At 60.6% G+C, this 21,681-nt stretch carries 21 protein-coding genes; 13 read left to right on the top strand and 8 right to left on the bottom strand.

Annotated features, from left to right (window positions below):
• Positions 1-23 precede the first annotated feature (23 nt).
• On the bottom strand, positions 24-206 hold the full coding sequence (locus C8N42_RS02390) for a zinc-finger domain-containing protein (protein ID WP_107814922.1): 183 nt from the start codon (positions 204-206) through the stop codon (positions 24-26).
• A 210-nt stretch (positions 207-416) separates the two neighbouring features.
• On the opposite strand from C8N42_RS02390, the gene C8N42_RS02385 reads away from it, so the two are divergent.
• On the top strand, positions 417-1,349 hold the full coding sequence (locus C8N42_RS02385; protein ID WP_107814921.1) for an ABC transporter ATP-binding protein: 933 nt from the start codon (positions 417-419) through the stop codon (positions 1,347-1,349).
• Between the two features lie 78 nt (positions 1,350-1,427).
• On the opposite strand, the gene C8N42_RS02380 is transcribed toward C8N42_RS02385, so the two are convergent.
• Positions 1,428-1,805, bottom strand: a complete 378-nt coding sequence (locus C8N42_RS02380; RefSeq protein ID WP_107814920.1) for an HIT domain-containing protein — start codon at positions 1,803-1,805, stop codon at positions 1,428-1,430.
• 11 nt (positions 1,806-1,816) lie between these two features.
• Positions 1,817-3,394, bottom strand: coding sequence for a DUF5928 domain-containing protein (locus tag C8N42_RS02375; protein WP_107815065.1), 1,578 nt, complete (start codon positions 3,392-3,394; stop codon positions 1,817-1,819).
• A 134-nt stretch (positions 3,395-3,528) separates the two neighbouring features.
• On the opposite strand from C8N42_RS02375, the gene C8N42_RS02370 reads away from it, so the two are divergent.
• Positions 3,529-4,347, top strand: a complete 819-nt coding sequence (locus C8N42_RS02370) for a sulfotransferase family protein (RefSeq protein WP_107814919.1) — start codon at positions 3,529-3,531, stop codon at positions 4,345-4,347.
• Positions 4,348-4,468: 121 nt separating this feature from the next.
• Here C8N42_RS02370 and C8N42_RS02365 read toward each other — a convergent pair whose 3' ends face one another.
• Complete coding sequence (locus C8N42_RS02365; protein ID WP_107814918.1) at positions 4,469-4,810, bottom strand: hypothetical protein; 342 nt, start codon at positions 4,808-4,810, stop codon at positions 4,469-4,471.
• Between the two features lie 359 nt (positions 4,811-5,169).
• Here C8N42_RS02365 and C8N42_RS02360 point away from each other — a divergent pair, with 359 nt between their 5' ends.
• Complete coding sequence (locus tag C8N42_RS02360) at positions 5,170-6,096, top strand: cation diffusion facilitator family transporter (RefSeq protein ID WP_107814917.1); 927 nt, start codon at positions 5,170-5,172, stop codon at positions 6,094-6,096.
• Here C8N42_RS02360 and C8N42_RS02355 read toward each other — a convergent pair.
• Together C8N42_RS02355 and C8N42_RS02350 are read right to left on the bottom strand one after the other, a co-directional pair.
• Entirely contained in the window at positions 6,081-6,854 is a 774-nt protein-coding gene (locus C8N42_RS02355; protein ID WP_107814916.1) for a hydroxypyruvate isomerase family protein, read from the bottom strand. The genes C8N42_RS02360 and C8N42_RS02355 overlap by 16 nt on opposite strands.
• Positions 6,854-7,417 carry a DUF1285 domain-containing protein gene (locus C8N42_RS02350; protein ID WP_107814915.1) on the bottom strand — a complete coding sequence of 188 codons (564 nt, stop codon included), beginning with the start codon at positions 7,415-7,417 and terminating at the stop codon, positions 6,854-6,856. Before C8N42_RS02350 ends, C8N42_RS02355 begins: the two co-directional genes overlap by 1 nt.
• Before the next feature lie 106 nt (positions 7,418-7,523).
• On the opposite strand from C8N42_RS02350, the gene C8N42_RS02345 reads away from it, so the two are divergent.
• The 4 genes from C8N42_RS02345 to C8N42_RS02330 are packed head-to-tail and all read left to right on the top strand — an operon-like array spanning position 7,524 to position 14,213.
• On the top strand, positions 7,524-8,528 hold the full coding sequence (locus tag C8N42_RS02345) for an AAA family ATPase (protein ID WP_107814914.1): 1,005 nt from the start codon (positions 7,524-7,526) through the stop codon (positions 8,526-8,528).
• Complete coding sequence (locus C8N42_RS02340; RefSeq protein ID WP_107814913.1) at positions 8,525-9,406, top strand: DUF58 domain-containing protein; 882 nt, start codon at positions 8,525-8,527, stop codon at positions 9,404-9,406. Before C8N42_RS02345 ends, C8N42_RS02340 begins: the two co-directional genes overlap by 4 nt.
• Positions 9,406-12,150 carry a DUF4159 domain-containing protein gene (locus C8N42_RS02335; RefSeq protein ID WP_107814912.1) on the top strand — a complete coding sequence of 915 codons (2,745 nt, stop codon included), beginning with the start codon at positions 9,406-9,408 and terminating at the stop codon, positions 12,148-12,150. Before C8N42_RS02340 ends, C8N42_RS02335 begins: the two co-directional genes overlap by 1 nt.
• A complete protein-coding gene (locus tag C8N42_RS02330) occupies positions 12,147-14,213 on the top strand; it encodes a hypothetical protein (protein ID WP_107814911.1) in 2,067 nt (688 codons plus the stop codon). The genes C8N42_RS02335 and C8N42_RS02330 overlap by 4 nt, the downstream gene beginning before the upstream one ends.
• Before the next feature lie 51 nt (positions 14,214-14,264).
• On the opposite strand, the gene C8N42_RS02325 is transcribed toward C8N42_RS02330, so the two are convergent.
• A complete protein-coding gene (locus C8N42_RS02325; RefSeq protein WP_107814910.1) occupies positions 14,265-14,834 on the bottom strand; it encodes a carboxymuconolactone decarboxylase family protein in 570 nt (189 codons plus the stop codon).
• Between the two features lie 116 nt (positions 14,835-14,950).
• On the opposite strand from C8N42_RS02325, the gene C8N42_RS02320 reads away from it, so the two are divergent.
• The gene (locus C8N42_RS02320) at positions 14,951-15,553 is read left to right on the top strand and encodes a TetR/AcrR family transcriptional regulator (RefSeq protein ID WP_107814909.1); all 603 of its coding nucleotides are present in this window, start codon (positions 14,951-14,953) and stop codon (positions 15,551-15,553) included.
• A gap of 4 nt (positions 15,554-15,557) precedes the next feature.
• Here the strand turns inward: C8N42_RS02320 and C8N42_RS02315 are convergent, their stop codons facing one another.
• The gene (locus tag C8N42_RS02315; protein WP_170109165.1) at positions 15,558-16,253 is read right to left on the bottom strand and encodes a DUF599 domain-containing protein; all 696 of its coding nucleotides are present in this window, start codon (positions 16,251-16,253) and stop codon (positions 15,558-15,560) included.
• An 83-nt stretch (positions 16,254-16,336) separates the two neighbouring features.
• Between C8N42_RS02315 and C8N42_RS02310 the strand changes: the two genes are divergently transcribed.
• The 5 genes from C8N42_RS02310 to C8N42_RS02290 all read left to right on the top strand — a co-directional run bounded on the left by C8N42_RS02310 (position 16,337) and on the right by C8N42_RS02290 (position 21,636).
• Positions 16,337-17,773, top strand: a complete 1,437-nt coding sequence (locus C8N42_RS02310; protein ID WP_107814908.1) for an FAD-linked oxidase C-terminal domain-containing protein — start codon at positions 16,337-16,339, stop codon at positions 17,771-17,773.
• Positions 17,770-18,882, top strand: a complete 1,113-nt coding sequence (locus tag C8N42_RS02305) for an FAD-binding protein (protein ID WP_107814907.1) — start codon at positions 17,770-17,772, stop codon at positions 18,880-18,882. The genes C8N42_RS02310 and C8N42_RS02305 overlap by 4 nt, the downstream gene beginning before the upstream one ends.
• The gene (gene glcF / locus C8N42_RS02300; protein WP_107814906.1) at positions 18,882-20,174 is read left to right on the top strand and encodes a glycolate oxidase subunit GlcF; all 1,293 of its coding nucleotides are present in this window, start codon (positions 18,882-18,884) and stop codon (positions 20,172-20,174) included. The genes C8N42_RS02305 and glcF overlap by 1 nt, the downstream gene beginning before the upstream one ends.
• A gap of 55 nt (positions 20,175-20,229) precedes the next feature.
• Positions 20,230-21,030, top strand: coding sequence for a trypsin-like serine peptidase (locus tag C8N42_RS02295; RefSeq protein WP_107814905.1), 801 nt, complete (start codon positions 20,230-20,232; stop codon positions 21,028-21,030).
• A 126-nt stretch (positions 21,031-21,156) separates the two neighbouring features.
• The gene (locus C8N42_RS02290; RefSeq protein WP_107814904.1) at positions 21,157-21,636 is read left to right on the top strand and encodes an Hsp20 family protein; all 480 of its coding nucleotides are present in this window, start codon (positions 21,157-21,159) and stop codon (positions 21,634-21,636) included.
• The last annotated feature ends 45 nt before the right edge of the window (positions 21,637-21,681 follow it).

Raw genomic sequence — 21,681 nt, 5'->3', positions numbered from 1 at the left:
AGGTATCTGAAAACCGGGCTGGTTCAGGCGTCGCTAAGACGGGCGCTTTCGTGGATGTATTTCTTGTCGCAATAGGGGCATTCGACATAGCCCGTGTCATGCGGAATCACGAGCCAGACGCGGGGATGTCCAAGCGCGCCTTCGCCCCCATCGCAGGCCACTTTCCAGGTGGAGACCACTTCGGTTTCCGGCGCTTCAATCGTCATCTCTCTCGTTCCTTTTGCTGTGAACGTGCGGTCAGCACGGTCTTTGGCGGAGCGTGTGGGTCTTTGCAAGGGGGCCTGTGTGGCCAGTGCGGTTGCCGAGAGCCCAGAGACCGCCTAGATCAGGCCTGCATGATAGCCATCCGTGTGGTGCGGACAAGAGGCAAACCGGCCCGAGTGCCACGAAGGGCATCTGGTCGGGGGAGGAAAACCATGAGAAACGCGATAGAGATCGAGGCCCTGCGCAAGACCTATGCGGGCGGTAAGGGGCAGGCGCCGAGGGAAGCGCTCAAGGGGGTGGATCTGACTATTCCGCAAGGCTCGATCTTCGGTCTGCTCGGGCCCAATGGCGCGGGTAAATCGACGATGATCAACATTCTTGCGGGACTGGTGATCAAGACCTCCGGCAAGGCGAAAATCTGGGGCTTCGATCAGGATGTGAACCCGCGTCAGTCGCGTGCCGCCATCGGGGTGATGCCGCAGGAGTTGAACCTCGACCCGTTCTTCACCCCGCGCGGCGCACTTGAAGTGCAGGCCGGGCTTTACGGTGTGCCGAAACGTGACCGGCGTACCGATGAAATCCTTGAGCTCATCGGGCTTTCCGACAAGGCCGATGCCTATGCGCGGACGCTTTCGGGAGGGATGCGGCGGAGGCTTTTGCTGGGCAAGGCATTGGTGCACAATCCGCAGATTCTTGTGCTCGATGAGCCCACCGCAGGGGTCGATATCGAATTGCGGCAGATGCTCTGGAACAACGTGCGCAAGCTCAACGAAGAGCGCGGGATGACGATCATCCTCACGACGCATTATCTCGAAGAAGCGCAGGAAATGTGCGACGAGATCGCCATCATCAACCATGGGGAACTGATCAAACGCGACACGACGAAGAACCTGCTCGGGCTTATGGATGCCAAAACCCTGGTCATCGAACCTGAAGAGGATGCGCCGGACATCACGGGTCTGCCCGAGGGCGTGAAGATGGAGCGCCGCCGCGACGGCACGCTGTCCTTCGACTTTTCCCGGCGTCAGACCTCGGTGGGGGCGATCATTGACGCAGTGCAGGCGGCTGGGATCACCATCGGTGATGTGCGGACGATGGAACCGGATCTGGAAGACGTGTTCGTCACCCTTACTTCCGGGAAATAATCTCTGGCTTTCTGATGGTCAAAATACTCGATAAAAAACCCCGCCTGTGGCGGGGTTTTCTCATTCTAGGTGTCATTTTCAATCGCAGACCAGAGGCCCGCAGGGTTCTCCGCCCAGAAGATGCACATGAAAATGCGGCACTTCCTGATGCGAATGCGCCCCCGAGTTGGTGATCAGACGAAAGCCCTCACCGCCTGCGGATTCGGCGACGCCCATAAGCTCGGCCACCTTGGCGACGGATTTGAAGAAATCGAGTTGTTCGGCATCGGAGGCCGCCTGCACGAAATGGTCGTAACAGCGGTAGGGCCCTTTGGGGATCACCAGAACATGGGCTTTCTTCTTGGGGGAAATGTCGGGGAAGGCCAGCGTATGTTCGCTTTCGAAAACCGGTTTCGCGGGAATTTCGCCGCGCAGGATTTTCGCAAAGATATTCTGGTCGTCATAGGCGTAGGGCATGGCGTCCTCGATTAGTCGGAAAACAGGTAGTGCATCGAGACGATCTCGAGCGCCGCATCTTCGGAAATCCCGAGGAAGCGTGCAAGGGGGCGTGCGTTTTCCTCTGGCGTTCTGGATTGCGAGATGCGCTCGTAATTGTCGAATTCGGCATCGCGGATGCGATCGCTTTCATGGTTGATGTCGGCGCGGATCGTCGGCAACAGGCGCCTGAGCGCCTCCTCCGGGGTCTGATCGCCCGCAAGCCCGGTGCGTTTCGCATGACCGCTCAGATAGTCGTCGGTGAACTCGCAGTCGATTTCGAGAATGCGGGTGCCGGAGCGGTCGGCATAAAAGTCACGGATTAGGTCGATGCCCTGCGGGTCGAGACAAACCACCATCCTGTCGGCATCGAAATAGTCGAACAGCATGCGTACCCAGGCCCGCCGGTGGCGCGTGCGTTTTTCAAGGCTTTTCTCGATGCCGCCGAGATCGGGCAGGTAGGTGTTCTGTTCGTTGAACAGGTATTCGAGGCAGGGAATGTCGCAGTGTTCCTTGATCTGCGAGACCAGCCGCTTGGCGACGTGCCATTTCTTGCAGACAATCATCAGAAGTTCGCGATCCCGTCCCAGTGTGCTCTCGGTTTCCCAGAATCTTTGGGCAAAGCGCCGCCCGTCGCGTCCGCGCCCGGTGAGGAAGGTGAAGAGCGAGCGCCCTTCGTTGGAGATCTGGAATTCCATCCCGGTGGCGGCGAACAGATCGCCCAAGCGTTTTTTCAACTCCTTGGCATCGGGGGAGATTTTCCGGGCAAAGAGATAATCCTGCGATAGCAAAAGATCGTAGTGGTCGTTGTAGAACACCACGGGCATGCCGTAATCGGTGAACATCAGGAAGGTGAGCGTGCGGGCTCGAATCTCGTTTTCCGGCACCAGATGGCGCACGAGGGTCTGGAAAAACGTCTCGTCGGGAATCCATGTGGTGCGAAAGAACTTCATCACATCCTTGCGGCTCCGGGTGAAGTCGAGAATCCACTCGATCGTGCGACGCCGCAGACACCACCATTGCGAGCCGATCATGATTTGCAGATCCTCGGGAATCTCGCGTTTAAGGCCAAGTCGGCGCTGCATCCAGAAGCTTTGGTAAAACAGCCACTTGTGTGTGCGTTCGTTGAACCAGTGGCGATAGATCAGCCGCTCTTCCTTGATTCCGGTCTTGATCCAGTCGCTTTCGAAAAAGTCGAAGCTCTCGATGACATCCACATCCTCACGGTCGAGATAATCATGGATGTATTCGGCACTCTTGATTGGCATGCAATCGCCCGACAGCATGTAGAAATGCGTTGCCCGGGGAAAGGCCGCTTCGGCAGCTTCGATGGCGTAAAGTGTCGCCTCAACAAGGCTCCATTCCCCCCACCCACATTTGATACGTTTCGTGGCATAGGCGACATTGGGGTTGTCCTTGAGCCCCGCGCGGATCGCCTCGAACGCCTCCTTGCCGCCGCGCGCGTCGAAATGGATGGCGATATAATCGCCGGCACGGGTCAACTGCCGGGCTTGATCTATGATCGCCTCCGGGTCCTTATGGCACAACAGGATGAAGGCAATTCGTGCCATATTGGAAACCATAACCTCATTTTTGACGCATTGTTCGCATATAAGCGTAACCAATCATTGAATAATCAAGGGTAATTTGCTTTTAAAGCGAAAAGGCTGTCGAGTGGCACGGCATAAATGGAGTTGTGGTAAATATGGGCTTTCCCGGAACCTGGATGACCGAGAGCGAGAGTGTGGTCTATCGTGTCGTCCCCAAATGTGCCTGTTCGACCATCGGTCAGATCATGTTTTATTCCGATCATGGCGAGTTTTTCAATGGTGACATCCACGACAGCAAGGACCGCATGCACAAATGGGCCCAGGACGGCAGTCAGGAGTTGATCGAGGCCAATGTCCGCGCGCATAAATCCTATGCTTTTACCTGTGTGCGCAACCCTTATACCCGTGTTCTGTCGTCGTTTTTCGACAAGATTTGTGGCATTCAGCGCAACGGGCGACGCTATCGCGGCAATCTCGTCCCGCAGCTCATCCAGAAATACGGCATCGAGGTTGGCGGTGAGGACGGCAAGCAGGAGTTCGACCAGATTGCCAGCTTTCGCCGCTTTCTTCTGTTCGTGCGTGATACGATCCGTTGGCGGCGCCCGATGGACCCGGATATTCACTGGTCCTCCATGGCGGGGCATGTTTCGACTTTCATCGTGAACGGCGGAACATACGACAGGATTTTCTTCACCGAGAAATTCAACGAGGGCATGCAGGATGTGCTCGATCACATCGAGACGCCGCACAAGGTCGATCTCGCGAAAATCCCACGCTTCAACGAATCCGAAGGGCATGGGCCGAAACGGTTGCATCCGGTCGAGGACTATTTCGACGATCTCTCAATGCATCTGATGTGGGAAATCTACAAAAAGGATTTCCAGCTTTTCAAATACGATTTTGAAAATCCGGGGAACAAGATGCCCATGGGGGAGGTCGATCTCGATGAGGTTCACGCGAAACTCGGGGATTGAACCTTACGCTGCCCGTGTGCTGAAGTCGTGCAGAGATTAAAAAACGCCGTCGGTTTCCCGACGGCGTTTTGCTGTCTGTGTCGTGGGGGAGGGAGCGCCCGAAGGCGCTCATATCCTCGGATTATTGGTAGGTGTCAGCGGTTTTGATCGCGAGCGGTGCGTTGTTGTTGCCAACGAGCACGAATTCCACGTCGGAGAGCGGTTTCTGCGACAGGCGCACTTTCACGTCGGTGTTGGCACCGGCATGCACCTTGGTCGAGCCAAGCAGGACGCCACGTTCGCCGGTGTGGAAATCGTAAACCTGGAGCGTGGCGTTCTCATCAGCGCGAACGAGGTCGACGGTGGCCACGGATTGCAGACCGCTCTGGCTGCCGGGGATGATGTAGTTCGGGCCAGCGAAAGCGGCGGAACCGGCAACGGCGATAACAGCGGCGGCGGAGAGAGTTTTCAGAGAGAAGGTCATTGTTTTGGTCCTTTTATAAGTTTGGTTGTGTAAGTTTGGCGCTGACTGTGTGTTTTTGCGCCGTTCGATGAAAATAGATTTAGGGATTTGTGTTGATTGTGTAAATAAGAACTAATATTGAAAAATTAACCTATATATGTGCAAAAAACTTGATCAAATATTCGAGATTTCGACTGGAAATCTGTAAATTCTTTTTATTGATGTGAAAATTAAGGCAATGTGCAATATCACACATAAGTGAAGCATTTTGAGCGTCTGGCCGGTAACAATAGCGCCCGCACCACCTGGTCAGGTATTTCGTTTCCACTGCGTCGGAATTTCCTCTGGCTTTTCATGCCGGTTCGGGCATGGATAGCTTCATGCCTCACGATCATCATTCCCATGCGCACCACCATCATCATCACATCGACCCGGATGCGGGCGATGCGCGCGTCGCGATCGCTATCGCAGTCAACCTGTTTCTGACGCTGGCGCAGATCGTCGGCGGTGTGGTTTCCGGCTCCATGGCGCTGATCGCCGATGCGATCCACAACCTGTCGGATGCCATATCCCTCGTCATCGCTTTTGGCGCACGCAAGATCGCGCGCAGACCGCGTGACGGTGCGATGACCTTTGGCTACGGGCGGGCGGAGGTCGTGGCGGCGATGGTCAATTACACCACGCTCGTGGTGATTTCAGTCTATCTCTTTGCCGAAGGTGTCTCGCGTCTGTTCAATCCGCCTGAGATCGCGGGCTGGACCGTGGTGATCATTGCGGGCATCGCTCTGATCGTCGATCTGGTCACGGCGGCGCTCACATGGGCGCTCTCAAAGGACAGTCTCAATATCCGGGCCGCTTTCCTGCACAATCTCGCGGATGCGGCGACATCGGTGGCGGTGATCGTCGGCGGTGTGGTCATCCTTTTGTGGGACTGGCGGTTGATCGACCCGATTCTGACCATCCTGATCTCGCTCTACATTCTCTGGCACGCGCTCTCCGAGGTCCGTCCGGTGATCCGCATCCTGATGCTCGGCGCGCCCGACGGAACGCGCGCGGGCGAGGTGGCCAATGCCATGGCCGGGGTGGCCGGGGGCGAGGATGTGCATCATGTCCACCTGTGGCAGATCGACGAACACCGCACCTCGGTCGAGGCTCATGTGGTGATCGCGGGTGAGCCCTCGGATGTGCTGGGGAATGTGAAACTGCTCCTGCGCGAGCGGTTTGGCATCGCCCATTCCACGCTTGAGGTCGAGGCTCCGGGTGCGGGATGCGCCGGAGAGGCGCCGGGGTTTCAGCCTTTGGCCTGAGTATTGGCCTTGCGGAACCATTCAAGCCCCTCTTCGGTGCGTTTCTTCGGCATGTATTCGGCGGAGACCCAACCGGAATAGCCGCTCTCGTCCACCGCCCTGAAAAACGCCGGGTAGTCGATCAACCCTTTCACCGGCTCATGCCGCTCCGGCGCGCCCGCGATTTGGATGTGCTGCACATAGGGGGCATAGCGCTCCCAGGCCGCCATCGCATCGCCAGTGATGGTCTGCGCATGGTAGGCGTCGAATTGCAGCCCGAGGTTCGACTCCGCCACTGCGTCGAGCACCTCCACCGCAAGATCGAAATCGTCGAGGAAATAACCCGGCATATCCCCGGTATTGATCGGTTCGATGGTCAGGCTCTTGTGCGGGGCTTCCTGCGCCGCCCAGGCCAGATTGCGCTTGTAGGTTTCAAGCGCCATCGTGCCCTTGGCCTTGCCCGCCATGATATGCATGTGGTCGGCCCTGAGGAAATCCGCATAGCGGAGCGCGCGTTTGAAGTCGCGTTTGAAGCGCTCCTCGAGTCCCGGAACTGCCGCAAAACCCCGCTCGCCGCCGGTATAATTCGGCGGCGGCACGTTGATCAGCACCATTTTGAGGTCGAGATCGGCCATGCGTTTCGCAATCTCCGAGGCCGGTTCGGCATAGGGGAAAAGCACTTCGACCGCCTTAAATCCGGCCATTTTCGCCTCGGCGAAGCGGTCCAGAAGCGGGTATTCCTTGAACAGAAAGGACAGGTTGGCGGCGAATTTGGGCATCAGTCGAGATCGGTGGCTTTCGCAATTTCGAAAAACGTACCGCTTGACCAGACGCCGAAAACCGCCTCGCCGTCAATCTCCCGCGTGGTGGCATGGTCAACGAGGCGAAAGAAGCTCTTGCGGTCGATCAGTGCCTCAAGCCCTGCGCGCACCTCGACATAAGGGGCGGGTTCGCCATCACGGGTCTCCACCCGGATCGGGTGTGCCGCATCTGCTGTAACCTTGTCGCCGACAGAGGTCAGAAAGGTGAGGGCCTGCGCCTCGCCTTCACCCTCCACGTCGAAATCGACCGCGAGAAACGGTACATCGTCTACGGTGATTCCAACCTTTTCCACCGGCGTGACAAGGAAATAACGCTCCCCCTCGCGTTTCAGCACGGTCGAGAACAGCCGGACCAAAGGCGCGCGTCCGATGGGCGCGCCGAGATAATACCACGTTCCGTCGCGGGCAATCCGCATGTCGAGATCGCCGCAAAACGGCGGATTCCAGCGCTCCACGGGGGGTAATCCGCGGCCTTCCGCCGACCTGATCGCCGCTGCAATGCTCTCTGCGGAAACAGTCATCGGAAATTCCTCCTCTTAACCCTTTTGTCATTTGTGCTTTTGCCTTGGGGCGTCCTTAATAGTGTCATGGAATGACATCGGAGGTGAAGCCGTGACTGAAACCGACATGACCGAAACTGACCTAGCCGCAGAGATCGACGCACTGGGCGCGAAACTTGCCAAGGCGAAAGCCTCGATCACTCGCCGCTTCATCGGTCAGGAAACCGTGGTCGATCTGGTTCTGTCCTCCATGCTTTGCGGCGGTCACGCTTTGCTTCTGGGGCTGCCGGGGCTTGGAAAGACCCGGCTTGTCGATACGCTTTCGACCGTCATGGGACTCAAGGGTGCGCGGGTGCAGTTCACTCCCGATCTGATGCCCGCCGACATTCTCGGCTCCGAGGTTCTGGAAACCGCCCCCGACGGGTCCCGCGCTTTCCGTTTCATCGAAGGTCCGGTGTTCTGTCAGCTCCTTCTGGCCGACGAGATCAACCGCGCCTCGCCCCGGACGCAATCCGCGCTCTTGCAGGCGATGCAGGAGAAATCCGTCACCATCGCCGGTCAACCGCACGATCTCGAAGCGCCCTTCCATGTCCTCGCCACGCAAAACCCGCTGGAACAGGAGGGCACCTATCCGCTGCCCGAGGCTCAGCTCGACCGCTTCCTTGTTCAGGTCGACGTCGAATATCCCGACCGTGACACCGAACGCGACATTCTGATCGCCACCACCGGCGCGGACGAGGGTGAGGCGCATCAGGTCTTCACCGCCGAAGAGTTGATCCGCGCTCAGGCGCTCCTGCGCAAGATGCCGGTGGGCGAGCAGGTGGTCGAAATGATCCTCGATCTGGTGCGTGCCTGTCGCCCGAATGAATCTGAGGCGCCCGAGATGGTGAACGCCTCCGTCGCCTGGGGGCCGGGGCCGCGCGCGGCGCAGGCGCTGATGCTGACGACCCGCGCCCGCGCTTTGCTCGATGGTCGCCTCGCGCCCAGCACCGAAGACGTGCTTGCTATGGCGCGCCCGGTCCTGATCCACCGCATGGCGCTGACCTTTGCCGCCCGTGCGCGTGGCGACGATCTCGGAGCCATCATTGCCTCCGTCGCCGCCTCCGCCATGGACGCCCGGTCTGCCGCGTGAGCGATCACCCCGCCCCCGCCGCCCTGCGCGCCCGCGCTGAGACGCTTGCCACCGCCTTGCCGCCTTTGCAGGCGCGGGCCGAACAGCTTGCCCGTGCGCTTTTGATGGGTGGGCATGGGCGGCGACAATCCGGCATGGGTGACGAGTTCTGGCAATATCGCCCGGCGCAAGCGGGTGATCCGGGGCGGGCGATTGATTGGCGGCGTTCCGGTCGCTCCGACGGGCATTATGTGCGCGAAAAGGAATGGCAGGCGGCGCAATCCGTGCATCTCTGGGTCGATCTCTCGGCCTCCATGGGGTTCACTTCCGGCAAGGCGATCCCGCCGAAATCCGACCGTGCGGCTCTCTTGGCCATGGCGCTGTCGATCCTGCTAATGAAAGGCGGTGAGCGGGTGGCGCTTGCGTCCCTCGGCACGCCGCCCCGCATCGGCGCGTTGCAACTGCGCCGGATCGCAGAGGGCCTGTCTCAGTCGGGCGATGCCGATTATGGTGCGCCGGATGCGCGCCTGTTCCTGCCGCATTCCCGCGCGCTGTTCCTGTCGGATTTCCTCGGTCCCATCGAAGCTATCGAGGAAGCGGTTGGCATGGCGTCTGATCGCGGCATTTCCGGCGTGCTCTATCAAATTCTCGATCCCGTCGAAGAGGCCTTTCCCTATCAGGGCCGCACTGTGTTTACCTCCATGGGCGGTGTGCTGCGGCATGAAACCCTGCGGGCGGGCGATTTGCGGGGCCGCTATCTGGAACGCCTCGCCGAGCGCAAGGATCACCTGAGCCGTATCGCGCATCATGCGGGTTGGCGGTTTGCCACGCATCACACGAACGGGGCCGATCTGCCTGCGCTTTTGTGGCTTTACGAGGCTTTGGAGGGCCCGCGCTGATGTGGATTCTCGGCCCCATCGGTTTCACTGCGCCCTGGGTGTTGCTCGCGCTTACGCTGCTGCCGATCCTCTGGATTCTGCTCCGCGCCGTGCCGCCCGCGCCGATCAGGCGCCGCTTTCCCGGTGTCGCGCTGCTTCTGGGGCTCAAGGACGAAGAGGTGGAGGCCGACCGCACGCCCTGGTGGCTCCTGCTCCTGCGGATGCTGGCCGTAGCGGCCCTCATTATCGCTTTCGCTGGCCCTGTCCTGAACCCGCGTGTCGAACGCGGCGGTTCCGGGCCGCTTCTGGTTCTGATGGACGCGAGTTGGGCATCTGCCCCTGACTGGACCCTGCGCATGGGGCGTGTGGGGCAGGCGTTGGATGAGGCGGAGGTCGACGGGCGCACTGTCTGCATCCTGTCCGCAAGCGACATTCCCGCCGAGGGCTGTGCTTTTCTCTCCGCCGCAGACTGGCGCCCGCGTTTGGCCGGGATCAAACCCGCCGGTTTCGCGCCCGATATGGACGCACTGAGCGGTGCGCTTGCCACGCTTCCGGACGGTGTGGAGACGCTCTGGCTTTCCGACGGTCTGGCGCGCGCCGGGCGGGATCGTATCCTGTCGCTTCTGCAATCCCATGGCCTCGTTTCCGTGTTTGAAACCGGGCGGACCCCTCTGGCGCTCGGACCTTTGGCGCTCATTGATGAGGGCGTGAGCTTGCCGGTGCTGCGCGCCGGGAACGAACCGCAGGACGTTACGGTCATCGCCCATGGCACCGATCCGGCGGGTGTGGCGCGCGAACTGGCGCGGCAGGCGGTCTCGCTTGGTGGTCCCACGACACAGGTGATCTTCGATCTCCCCCCCGAACTGCGCGCCCGTGTGAGCCGCTTCGAGATCGAAGGCGTGCGTTCCGCAGGCGCCAAACGCCTCACCGACGACAGCCTCAGGCGCCGTGAGGTCGGGCTTTTGTCCGTGCGCGAAGGCGGCGAGGGGCTGCAACTTTTGTCGCAGTTGCATTACCTGCGCGCCGCGCTTTTCGATAAGGCCGATGTGGTCGAGGGCGCGCTGCCCGATCTGATCATGGCCAATCCGGATGTGATCGTTCTTGCCGATGTGGCGCAACTGTCGGGAGGTGAGTCGGCGGATCTGCTCGATTGGGTCAACGAGGGCGGTTTGCTTCTGCGCTTCGCCGGACCGCAACTGGCCGCCTCCGATGTGGCGCGCGACGACGAAGATCCGCTTATGCCGGTGCGTCTGCGCGCGGGCGGGCGGACGCTTGGCGGGGCGATGAGTTGGGGCGAGCCGAAACGCCTGCGCCCCTTCGCCGAGATCTCGCCGTTTTACGGCCTGCCTGTGCCCGAAGATGTCGAGGTGAACGCCCAAGTCATGGCCCAGCCCGATCCCGAACTGGCCGCCCGTACCATCGCCACGCTCGAAGATGGTACGCCGCTCGTGACCCGCAAAACCGTGGGGCAGGGACAGGTCGTATTGTTCCACGTTACCGCCAATGCGGAATGGTCCACTCTGCCTTTGTCGGGGCTGTTCGTGTCGATGCTAGATCGGCTCTCCGTCACATCGCAATCGGCGCTTCTGGGGGCCGATGACCTCACCGGTCAGAGCCTCCAGCCGCAGCAGTTGATGGACGGATTCGGTACGCTAACCGATGCGGGCACCTTACCGCCCGTCACGGGAGAGGTTTTTGCCACGGCCCATGCTTCCCGCGCCACGCCGCCGGGGCTCTATCAGGGCCGCGATGCGCTTCGGGCGCTCAACGTGATGGCGGAAGGCGAGGCGCTGACCGCCGCACAATGGCCCTCCGATGTGCCCTTGAGCAGTGTGACGGCGGCCCGTGAACACCCGCTCTCTCCCCCGCTTCTGCTTGCCGCGCTGGCGCTTCTCGGTGCCGATCTACTGGCTTCGCTCTGGCTTTCGGGGCGGCTGTTCGGGGCGCGTGCCGTGCCGATGCTGCTTCTGGCGCTGGCGCTGAGCCCGCAGGACCTGCGTGCGCAAAGCCCCGACGATTTCGCCCTTCTCGCCTCATCTGAGTTGACGCTCGCCTATGTGAAAACCGGTGACGCCACGCTCGACCGAACCTCCGAGGCCGGGTTGCAGGGCCTGTCCGACATGCTCACCGCGCGTACCTCCGTCGAGCCTGCGGCGCCCATGGGCATTGATCTCGAAACCGATCCGCTCGGGTTCTTTCCGCTGCTCTACTGGCCGGTCACCGCCGATCAGCCGATGCCCTCCGCCGCAGCTTACACGAAACTCAACGCCTATCTGCGCACCGGGGGCGTCATCGTGTTCGACACGCGCGATGCCGATGTCGCCGCTTTCGGCACCGCCACGCCCACTGGCACACGGCTTCAGGCGCTGGCCAGCTCGCTCGACATTCCGCCGCTGGAGCCGATCCCGGAGGATCATGTGCTCACGCGTGCTTTCTACCTGTTGCGGGATTTTCCGGGCCGTCACGCCGAGGGCACGCTTTGGGTCGAGGCCTCGCCCGACACAGAACAGGCTGAGGGTATGCCCTTTCGCAATCTCAACGACAATGTGACGCCCGTGATCATTGGCGGTGGCGATTGGGCGGCGGCTTGGGCGGTGGATGACACCGGCTTTCCGATGCTGCCCGTGGGGCGTGGTTTCGCGGGTGAACGGCAACGGGAAATGGCCTATCGTTTTGGCATCAACCTCGTGATCTATGTGCTGACCGGCAATTACAAATCCGATCAGGTCCATGTTCCCGCACTTCTCGACAGGTTGGGCCAATGATCCGCGATCTCGCTTTCTTCCCGCTCATCCCCTGGTCCGTGCTGGCGGTTCTGGCCGCATTTGCGGTGGTTCTGATCGCTTTTGCTGCGTACCGGGGTCTCTCCGGCTGGGCCTTCCGGGCTTTGGCCGCTCTGGGGATCCTCGCCTTCCTTTCCGGCCCGTCGCTGCGAGAAGAACAGCGTGATCCGCTCTCCGACATCGTCTTCCTTGTGGTCGATGAAAGTGCCTCGCAGAATCTTTCCAGCCGCCCAAACCAACTAGCCGAAGCACGAGCCACGCTTGAGGCGCGCCTGTCCGTCCTTCCCAACACCGAGCTTCGGGTGATCACACTGGGCGATGCGCCCGACAATCGCGGTACGCTTTTGATGACCGCGCTTTCTGACGCCATGGCCGATGAGCCGCATGGGCGTTTGGCCGGTGCTTTCCTCCTCTCCGACGGTCAGCTCCACGATGTCGATATCGTTCCCGATTTTCCCGCTCCGGTGCATCTCCTGCTCACCGGTGAGCCCGAAGATTGGGACCGTCGTCTGGTGATTGAAAGCGCGCCTTCCTTCGCCATTCTCGACGAGGCGGTCACGCTCAAACTTCGTGTCGAGGATCAGGGCAACCGGCCCACTGGACTGCCAGAGCTGACCGATCTCATGATTTCCATCGACGGTGAGGCGCCGGAGCGCTTTACCGTTCCCATCGGTCGCCCCCTCGACGTGCCGCTCAAGCTGGCGCATGGGGGCATGAACGTCATCCAGTTCACCCTGCCCGAAGCCCCCGGCGAGCTGACCACCCGCAACAATAGTGCCATGGTTCAGATCAATGGCGTGCGTGACCGGTTGCGTGTCCTTCTGGTTTCCGGCGAGCCGCACAATGGCGAGCGTACCTGGCGCAACCTTTTGAAATCTGATCCGTCCGTCGATTTGGTGCATTTCACCATCCTGCGCCCGCCCTCGAAACAGGACGGTGTGCCGGTAACCGAACTGTCGCTGATCGCCTTTCCGACACGGGAGCTGTTCATGGAGAAGGTCGACGATTTCGACCTGATCATTTTCGACCGCTACAAGCTGCGCGGCATTCTGCCCGCATCCTATCTCGACAACATTGCCCGCTATGTCGAAGACGGTGGGGCTGTGCTTTTCGCTGCCGGTCCCGATTTCGCCAGTGCCGACAGCCTCTATCGTTCCCCGCTCGCCCGCGTCATTCCCGCCGCGCCCACGGGCCGGGTGACCGCGGAACCCTTCCTGCCGCGTCTCACCGATCTCGGGGCGCGCCATCCGGTGACCGAAGGGTTTGGAGGGCTTCACTCCGCCGAGGACGATCCCACATGGGGGCGCTGGTTCCGGCAGGTCGAGTTGGACCCCGGCGAGACCGGCGAAACGGTGATGTCCGGCGTCGATGGGCGGTCTTTGCTGGTGCTTGATCGGGTGGGTGAGGGACGTGTTGCGGTGCTTGGTTCCGATCATGCCTGGCTCTGGACCCGTGGTGTCGAAGGTGGCGGGCCGCAGCTTGAACTGCTGCGCCGCCTTGCGCATTGGATGATGAAGGAACCCGATCTTGAGGAAGAGGCCCTGACCGCCACCGCTGAGGGTAACACTCTGATCATCACCCGTCGCAGCCTCTCGGAAGGCGCACGTTCCGTCACCGTCGAGGCCCCTGACGGCACCGTGACCGAGATCCCGATGGAGGAGACCAGTCCCGGACGGTTTGTGGCGGAGATGACCGATGGCGAGATGGGGCTTTACCGGTTGCGCGAGGGCGACCAGAGTGCCGTCATGGTCCTTGGCCCGGCGGCCCCGCGCGAGTTCGAGGAAACCATCGCCACGGGCGACAAACTCGCCCCGGTGATCAAGGCTTCCGGCGGCGGTGTGTTCGCGCTTTCGGATGGCCTGCCCACGATCCGGACCGTCCCCGAAGGCCGCGTTGCAGCGGGCCGTGGTTGGATGGGGATCACCCCGCGCGAGGCCTATGTCACACAATCGACCCGTCTGGTGCCCGTGCTGCCGGGCTGGGTCTGGTTGGTACTTCTGGCCGGGTTGTCGGTGGGTGCGTGGCTGCGAGAGGGACGTCGCTAAAAGGGGCGCTGCCTTGCCGCCGCGCCCCGTTCCTCTGGTGTCTTGTCGTGTTCAGACGGCTGTGGATTGTTTCTTTTCCCAAGCAAAAGGCTGCATTACTGGGTCGACCGGCGTTTGCGCGATATGGTTCGTGTAGTTCGACAGCACCTTTTGCGAGACGCCGACGAGAAGTTCGAGGATCTGCCGTTTGGTGAATCCTGCGTCGAGGAAGCTTTGCATCTGCGCTTCGGTGACATTGCCGCGCTGACGCACGACCTGAAGCGTGAAACTGCGCAGGGCTTCGAGATGGGCGTTCGGCAAAGGGGTTTCGTCCCGCAGCGCGTTGGAAATGGCGTCGTCCACCTTCATCTTTTTCGCGATGCCGGTATGTGCGGGGACGCAATAATGGCATTCGTGTTCGACATTGATTGTCTGCCAGATGACGGTCAGCTCGTCCTTGTCGAAAGTGGTTTCGGATTGAAAGATGTGGTGCAATTGCCAATAGGCCTTTGCCAGGGCGGGGGCTTCGGCCATGACGGCGATCAGGCCGGAGACGCGACCGAAGGTGGATTTCACATCCTCTATCGTGGCGCGGCTTTCTTCGGGGGCGGTGTCAATCGTATGAGCGGTGAAGTTGATCATGTTGTGTCCTTTTAATTATTGAGCGCTTGCTCAAATAAGAGTGACCTGACTTTAGTTTACTTGAGCGGTCACTCAATATATATTTTGAGCGATCACTCAAACTTGAAGAGACGAAGATGGCGAGACAGGCAACATATGACCGGGACAAGGTGTTGAAATCCGCGATGGACCTGTTCTGGGCCAAGGGATTTCATGCAACCTCTCTCAAGGATCTGGAACATGTGCTCGATATGCGACCGGGGTCGATCTATGCCGCATTCGGTTCCAAGGAGGGTCTTTTTGCCGAAGCGCTGCGCCTCTATTCCGGGAAAACTCAGGCGGGTCTGGCCGATATGCTGTCCGGAAATGGTCCGTATCTTGAAGCGCTTGCGAATTATGTGCGGCGCCTCGGGGGGCAAAACCGTACAGAGGTGCCTTCGCGCGCCTGCATGCTGGTGAAAACCATTCTGGAAATGCCCGATGACGATCCAAAGCTGCGCGGATTGGCCGAGGAACTGATCGATCGTATGGAAACGGCTTTGGAGCGGGCCTTGCGTATGGCTCAATTGGAGGGGGAATTGCCCGCCGATGCCGATCCCGCACGATTGGCAGGGCGATTGCAGGCGGAACTGATCGGATTGCGCGCTTATGCGCAGAGGATCAATGCGGAGGAGCGGGTTGCGCAGGTCGCCGAAGACATTGCGCAAGGAATCGAAGCGCTGTCTGTACGCACGGCCTGACGGTTTACGGTTCGTCGCGGAGCAGGATTGCCCGGGAAGTGGAGGCGAATTCCCGACGCAGCATGACGAAAATCACCAGCGTGCCACCGATCAGTAGCCCGACCGGACCGACCAGCCAGGACAGCGCGCCAAGGGCAAAGTAAATTCCGCGAATGCCAGCATTGAAGGCCCGCGCGGCGGTGATGTTCAGATCGCCCGCCTTCTTTGCACGAGGCAGGGCTTGCGGGTCGGTTTCGTCATTGCTGACCGAGGCCATGACCACGCCGCAATAGCCGAACAGCCGGTTCGACCAGATGAATTTCAAAAACGCGTTGGTGACGAAGAACAGCGCCAGAAGGATTTTGACCTCCCAGATGATCTGTGGCGCATCAAGTGCCAGATCGCGGGCCACACCGCTCAGCCGCTCGGCATTCGAGATTGCCGCCAGCCCGCCACCGATGGCGATGAGACAGGCGGAGGCGAGAAAGCTCGTGCCTTCGCGCAGGGTCGAAAGCACCGTCGCGTCGAAAATCCGCGGTTTGCGGGTGATCATGTGGACCATCCACTCGCGCCGATAGTCGGCGACCAGAACCGAGGTGGAAATCCGCTTTCGGGGCGGATTCTCGATGATATAGCCCAAAATCCCCCAGGCCCCGACCAGATAGATCACGGCGATGGCGTCGAGCAGGCTGAAATGTCGAAGCTGGTCAATGAGTTCCATGCGCGCAGCATTACGCAAGAGCGGTACGCTTGTCACATCCTAAAATTGGTTTTAAAATCTTACCAATCAGGGAGGAGAAAGCCATGGAAATGCCAGCCCCCAAATCGGGGAGGCTCGCCAGCAAGCCGGAGCTGGCCTCCCGCCTCTGCGCGGTGCTTCCCTCCGATGCGGTAATTGAGGCTCCTGAAGAGTTGAAGGCCTATGAATGCGATGCGCTCTCCGCCTATCGCTGCCCGCCGCTTCTGGCGGTTTTGCCGGAGACGACGGAGCAGGTCGCGAAAGTGATGAATATCTGTCACGAGATGGGCGTGCCTGTGGTGCCGCGCGGGGCGGGGACCTCGCTTGCGGGTGGTGCCTTGCCCACGGCGGATGCGGTGATCCTCGGCGTTGCGCGGCTGCGGGAGGTTCTGGAGATCAACACCTCTGACCGTTACATTCGGGTCCAAAGCGGCATGACCAATCTCTCCGTCACTGCCGCTGTCGAGGATGAAGGTTTTTTCTACGCTCCCGACCCGTCAAGCCAGCTCGCCTGTGCCATCGCGGGCAATATCGCGATGAACTCGGGCGGGGCGCATTGCCTGAAATACGGGGTGACGACGAACAACCTTCTGGGTGTGACCATGGTCATGGCCGATGGTGAGGTGGTCGAGATCGGCGGCGCGGTAATGGACGCGCCGGGGCTCGATCTTTTGGGGCTGATCTGCGGTTCGGAGGGACAACTCGGAATCGTGACCGAAGCCACCCTGCGCATCCTGCCGAAACCCGAAGGCGCGCGGCCCGTGTTGTTCGGCTTTGATAGCAGCGAGGTGGCCGGGGCCTGTGTCGCAGACATCATCCGCTCCGGCCTGATCCCGGTGGCGATCGAGTTCATGGACCGGCCGATCATCCGCGCCACCGAAGACTTCGCGGAGGCGGGATATCCGGATTGCGAGGCGCTTCTGATTGTCGAGGTCGAAGGCTCGGAACAGGAGATCGCGGACCAACTGGCACGGATCATTGGCATCGCAAAACGTCATGACCCGGTGGCGATCCGGGAAAGCGCCAGTGCGGAAGAAAGCACGCGCATCTGGCTCGGGCGCAAATCTGCCTTTGGCGCGATGGGGCAGATGGGCGATTACATCTGTCTCGATGGGACGATCCCGGTGGGCGAACTGCCTGCCGTGTTGAAGCGTATCGCGGAGTTGGGTGAGACGCATGGCCACATGGTCGGAAATGTGTTCCACGCAGGCGACGGCAACATGCATCCGCTGATCCTGTATAACGCCAATGAGCCGGGGCAGTTGGAAAGTGCCGAGCGGCTTGGGGCGGAGATTTTGAAGCTTTGCGTCGATGTGGGAGGCTGCCTGACCGGGGAGCATGGTGTGGGCGTCGAGAAACGCGAACTGATGACGCATCAGTTTGCACCTGTCGATCTGGAGATGCAGATGACGGTGAAGGATGTGTTCGATCCCGAATGGCTGTTGAACCCGGCGAAGGTCTTCCCCCTTGCGGTGAGTGCGGGCCGGAGGGCGGGGAGATGAGTATTTTGGCCAAGAAGAAGGCGGTGGAAAGCGAAGCCGATCTGGTCGAAGCGATCCGAGAGGGTGGACCTTTCGTGATCGAAGGTGGTGGCTCGCGGCGGATCGGTTTGGCCGAGGGCGAGGTGCTTTCGACGCGGGGCCTCAGCGGTGTGACGCTTTATGAGCCGGGCACCCTGACGCTTGTGGCGCAGGCGGGAACGCCGGTGAGCGAAATCGACGCGCTTTTGGCGGCGGAAAATCAGAGGCTGGCCTTCGAGCCGCCGGACCTGCGCGGATTGCTTGGGCGTGCGGGCGAAAGCACCATCGGCGGCGTGGTGGCCGCCAATGCCTCCGGGCCGCGACGTGTGGCGGTCGGGGCCTGTCGCGATTTCTGTCTCGGTGTGCGTTTCGTCGACGGGCGCGGGCAGGTGGTGAAGAACGGTGGGCGGGTGATGAAGAATGTCACCGGGCTCGATCTCGTGAAGCTGATGGCGGGGAGCCACGGGACGTTGGGGGTGATGACGGAGGTGAGCCTCAAGGTGCAGCCCCTGCCGGAAACGGTGGTGACGCTTGGTGTGCCGGGAGGCGACGCGGTCGAGGCGGTGGCGATCATGTCGGATATGCTCGGCCAGCCTTACGATCTGACCGGTGCGGCCTGGCAGGGTGGCAGGGTTATGTTTCGTCTCGAAGGCTTCGAGACCTCGCTGCGCTACCGGATCGGGCTGATGCGTGCGCGGCTCCGTCGCGATGTTGTGGAGCATTGGGGGACGGAGATTTGCGATCCGATCTGGCGTGGAATTCGGGATGTCGCACCGTTTCAGGACGTGCCAGGGGATGTCTGGCGGATGTCCGTGAAGCCCTCGGACGCGGCAGACGTGGTGCATGCGGTCGCACCCGCAGATGTGATCTTTGATTGGGGTGGCAATCGCTTCTGGCTATTGGTGGCGGAAGGAACGGATGTGCGGGTAAAAATGCCCATAGGTCATGCGACACTTGTCCGGGCCTCCAATGAGACCAAACGGCGTCTCAGCGTGTTTCATCCTCAAAATGCTGCACTTGAGCGGATCAGTGCGGGGTTGCGCCGGAAATTCGACCCCGAAGGTAAGTTCAACCGTGGGATGATGGGCTGATGCAGACGCATTTTTCTGAGGCGCAACTCGCCGATCCCGGCATCGCGCGGGCGAACGAGATTCTACGGGCCTGTGTGCATTGCGGGTTCTGCACCGCGACCTGTCCGACCTACGCGGTGCTGGGCGATGAACTGGACAGTCCGCGCGGGCGGATTTACCTGATCAAGGACATGCTGGAGAATGATCGCCCCGCTGATGAGAAGATCGTCAAGCATCTGGATCGATGCCTGTCCTGTCTCGCCTGTATGACCACCTGCCCGTCGGGGGTGCACTACATGCATCTGATCGACCATGCCCGCGCTCATGTGGAAAAGACCTACAAACGGCCTTTGACGGATCGGCTGCTGCGATGGGGCCTGTCGAAAATCCTGCCGTACCCATCGCGGTTCCGGGTGGCGTTGCTTGGGGCGAAACTGGCGAAACCGTTCCGGCATCTGTTGCCCGATCCGCGTTTGAAAACCATGCTGGAGATGGCGCCCGCGCGTATTCCGCCGGTGTCACGCAATGACGATGCGCAGGTGTTCCCTGCCAAGGGGGAGCGCAAGATGCGAGTCGCTTTGATGACCGGCTGTGCGCAGAAGGCGCTCGACACCGACATCAACGATGCGACGATCCGCCTTCTGACCCGGCTGGGCTGCGAGGTCGTGGTGGCGAAAGGGGCGGGATGTTGCGGCGCGCTCACGCATCACATGGGCAAGGAGGCCGAGGCGCATGGATCGGCGGCGCGCAACATCCGCGCCTGGATGCGCGAGATCGAAGGCGAGGGGCTGGAGGCCATCGTGATCAACACCTCCGGCTGCGGCACGACGGTGAAGGATTACGGCCATATGTTCCGCACCTCTGAGTTGGCGGAAGAGGCGGCGAAGGTGGCGGCTTTGGCGAAGGACGTTTCCGAAGTGCTGATGCAACTCGACCTGCCCGAGGGCAAACAGGACCTGAAAGTCGCCTATCACGCTGCTTGTTCCCTGCAACACGGGCAACAGATCAAAACCCATCCAAAAACGCTTTTGAAAAAGGTCGGCTTTGAGGTGGTTGAGCCCCGCGACAGCCATCTGTGCTGTGGTTCTGCCGGAACCTACAACCTTTTGCAGCCGGACATTTCGAAAAATCTCAAGGTCCGCAAGATCAGATCCCTCTCGGACAAGACACCAGATGTGGTGGCTGCGGGCAATATCGGCTGCATCATGCAGATCGGGTCCGGCATGGATGTGCCTGTGGTCCATACCGTCGAATTACTGGATTGGGCAACAGGTGGCCCAAAACCGCCCAAATTGTTCTCGAATCGGCCATAATCCCGCCCAGATGTCTCTTTAGCGCTGGAGGGGCGAACAGGGTTTGAGGACTGACATGAAAAAATTGCTGATCATCTTTTCCCTGATACTTGCGGCGGGCGCGGCACAGGCAGACAGCGCGCTCAAGAGCTTTCGCACAGGCGATGATAGCCGGGGATGGGAAGCGGTCGGACGACTGGATTTTGCAGGGCGCAGTTTCTGCACCGGCACACTGATCACTGAGCGTCTCGTGTTGACCGCCGCCCATTGCATGTTCGACATTTACAGCAAGCAGGCGCATCAGCCAAACGATGTCACGTTCAGAGCGGGGTGGCGCAACGGTCAGGCTCAGGCCTATCGCACGGCCAAGGCGATCTATGTCCATCCGGGGTTCTCTCTGGCGAGCGACAATCTTCATGATCGGTTGGTCAATGACGTGGCGCTGGTCGAGTTGTCGCTGCCGGTGCGCAACACGTCCGTGCGGCCCTTCCCGACTTCCGTACGACCCGAGAAAGGTCAGGCGGTGGGAGTTGTCTCCTATGCGCATGATCGCGCCGAAAGCCCCTCCTTGCAGGAAGTCTGTCATGTCATGGCGCGTCAGGGCGGCGTGCTTGTGACCTCCTGTGAGGTCGATTTCGGGTCCTCGGGCGCACCTATTTTCGACATGACCGGGGCCGTGCCACGCATCGTTTCCGTGGTTTCGGCCAAGGCGAATTTCCGGGGCGAACGAGTGTCCGTCGGCACCTCTCTCGATGGTGCTCTGGCCGATCTCCTGCAGATGGCAGCCACCGGTCAAAGCCGATTCAAGAAGGTGGACGCGGGTCCTATGCCTGCCCTGACCGACACAAAATTCGCGCTGGGCTTGCTCGGGCAGTAAGCCCTCTTGAAACGGCCTCTCTTTATTCCCAGATTCCAGATGTCGGATGCCTGAACAGGGTCCGGCATTCTGCCTGTCCGCACACCGGAAGGCATTACATCTGGAATCGCTCAATGGAGGATACCCATGCGCAACTTTGACCTTGCTCCGCTCTACCGTGCCACCGTCGGTTTCGACCAGATCGCCGACTTGATGGACCGGGTCCTGACTCAGGACGTCAGCCAGCCCAGCTACCCGCCCTATAACATCGAGAAAACCGCGGAAGACGCTTGGCGCATTTCGCTCGCCGTCGCCGGGTTCTCGACCGAAGACATCGCCATCGAGCAGCGCGAGCACGCTCTGGTGGTTTCCGCCCGCAAATCCGACAGCGAGGAAGAGAAGGGCAAGACCTATCTCCATCGTGGCATCGCCACCCGCGCCTTTGAGCGCCGCTTTACCTTGGCCGAGCATGTAAAGGTGGTGGGCGCGAGCCATGAAAACGGTATGCTGCACATCGACCTGAAACGCGAAGTGCCCGAAGCGCTCAAGCCGCGCCGGATCGAGATCGCTGGACCGAACACGGTCGAGACGAAAGTGATTGAGGGCGAACGGACGACCGAAGTCTGATCTTCTTCCTGGTGAAAATACTCAAATGAAAAACGCCCGCCAAAC

Origin of the sequence: Celeribacter persicus (assembly GCF_003050785.1) — a bacterium.
Taxonomy (GTDB): Bacteria; Pseudomonadota; Alphaproteobacteria; order Rhodobacterales; family Rhodobacteraceae; genus Celeribacter; species Celeribacter persicus.
The sequence above is the reverse complement of the archived record's forward strand: the minus strand, read 5'-3'. Positions and strand labels throughout refer to the sequence as shown.

What these genes read in the sequence shown, in the direction of transcription:
- C8N42_RS02320 (WP_107814909.1), top strand. Translation starts at nt 14,951, where the DNA reads ATGGCGAGACAGGCAACATATGACCGGGACAAGGTGTTGAAATCCGCG.
- C8N42_RS02310 (WP_107814908.1), top strand. Translation starts at nt 16,337, where the DNA reads ATGGAAATGCCAGCCCCCAAATCGGGGAGGCTCGCCAGCAAGCCGGAG.
- C8N42_RS02385 (WP_107814921.1), top strand. Translation starts at nt 417, where the DNA reads ATGAGAAACGCGATAGAGATCGAGGCCCTGCGCAAGACCTATGCGGGC.
- C8N42_RS02380 (WP_107814920.1), bottom strand. Translation starts at nt 1,805, where the DNA reads ATGCCCTACGCCTATGACGACCAGAATATCTTTGCGAAAATCCTGCGC.
- C8N42_RS02290 (WP_107814904.1), top strand. Translation starts at nt 21,157, where the DNA reads ATGCGCAACTTTGACCTTGCTCCGCTCTACCGTGCCACCGTCGGTTTC.
- C8N42_RS02345 (WP_107814914.1), top strand. Translation starts at nt 7,524, where the DNA reads ATGACCGAAACTGACCTAGCCGCAGAGATCGACGCACTGGGCGCGAAA.
- C8N42_RS02305 (WP_107814907.1), top strand. Translation starts at nt 17,770, where the DNA reads ATGAGTATTTTGGCCAAGAAGAAGGCGGTGGAAAGCGAAGCCGATCTG.
- C8N42_RS02390 (WP_107814922.1), bottom strand. Translation starts at nt 206, where the DNA reads ATGACGATTGAAGCGCCGGAAACCGAAGTGGTCTCCACCTGGAAAGTG.
- C8N42_RS02355 (WP_107814916.1), bottom strand. Translation starts at nt 6,854, where the DNA reads ATGCCCAAATTCGCCGCCAACCTGTCCTTTCTGTTCAAGGAATACCCG.
- C8N42_RS02375 (WP_107815065.1), bottom strand. Translation starts at nt 3,394, where the DNA reads ATGGCACGAATTGCCTTCATCCTGTTGTGCCATAAGGACCCGGAGGCG.
- C8N42_RS02360 (WP_107814917.1), top strand. Translation starts at nt 5,170, where the DNA reads ATGCCTCACGATCATCATTCCCATGCGCACCACCATCATCATCACATC.
- C8N42_RS02370 (WP_107814919.1), top strand. Translation starts at nt 3,529, where the DNA reads ATGGGCTTTCCCGGAACCTGGATGACCGAGAGCGAGAGTGTGGTCTAT.
- C8N42_RS02315 (WP_170109165.1), bottom strand. Translation starts at nt 16,253, where the DNA reads ATGGAACTCATTGACCAGCTTCGACATTTCAGCCTGCTCGACGCCATC.
- C8N42_RS02295 (WP_107814905.1), top strand. Translation starts at nt 20,230, where the DNA reads ATGAAAAAATTGCTGATCATCTTTTCCCTGATACTTGCGGCGGGCGCG.
- C8N42_RS02330 (WP_107814911.1), top strand. Translation starts at nt 12,147, where the DNA reads ATGATCCGCGATCTCGCTTTCTTCCCGCTCATCCCCTGGTCCGTGCTG.
- C8N42_RS02325 (WP_107814910.1), bottom strand. Translation starts at nt 14,834, where the DNA reads ATGATCAACTTCACCGCTCATACGATTGACACCGCCCCCGAAGAAAGC.
- C8N42_RS02365 (WP_107814918.1), bottom strand. Translation starts at nt 4,810, where the DNA reads ATGACCTTCTCTCTGAAAACTCTCTCCGCCGCCGCTGTTATCGCCGTT.
- C8N42_RS02335 (WP_107814912.1), top strand. Translation starts at nt 9,406, where the DNA reads ATGTGGATTCTCGGCCCCATCGGTTTCACTGCGCCCTGGGTGTTGCTC.
- C8N42_RS02350 (WP_107814915.1), bottom strand. Translation starts at nt 7,417, where the DNA reads ATGACTGTTTCCGCAGAGAGCATTGCAGCGGCGATCAGGTCGGCGGAA.
- glcF (WP_107814906.1), top strand. Translation starts at nt 18,882, where the DNA reads ATGCAGACGCATTTTTCTGAGGCGCAACTCGCCGATCCCGGCATCGCG.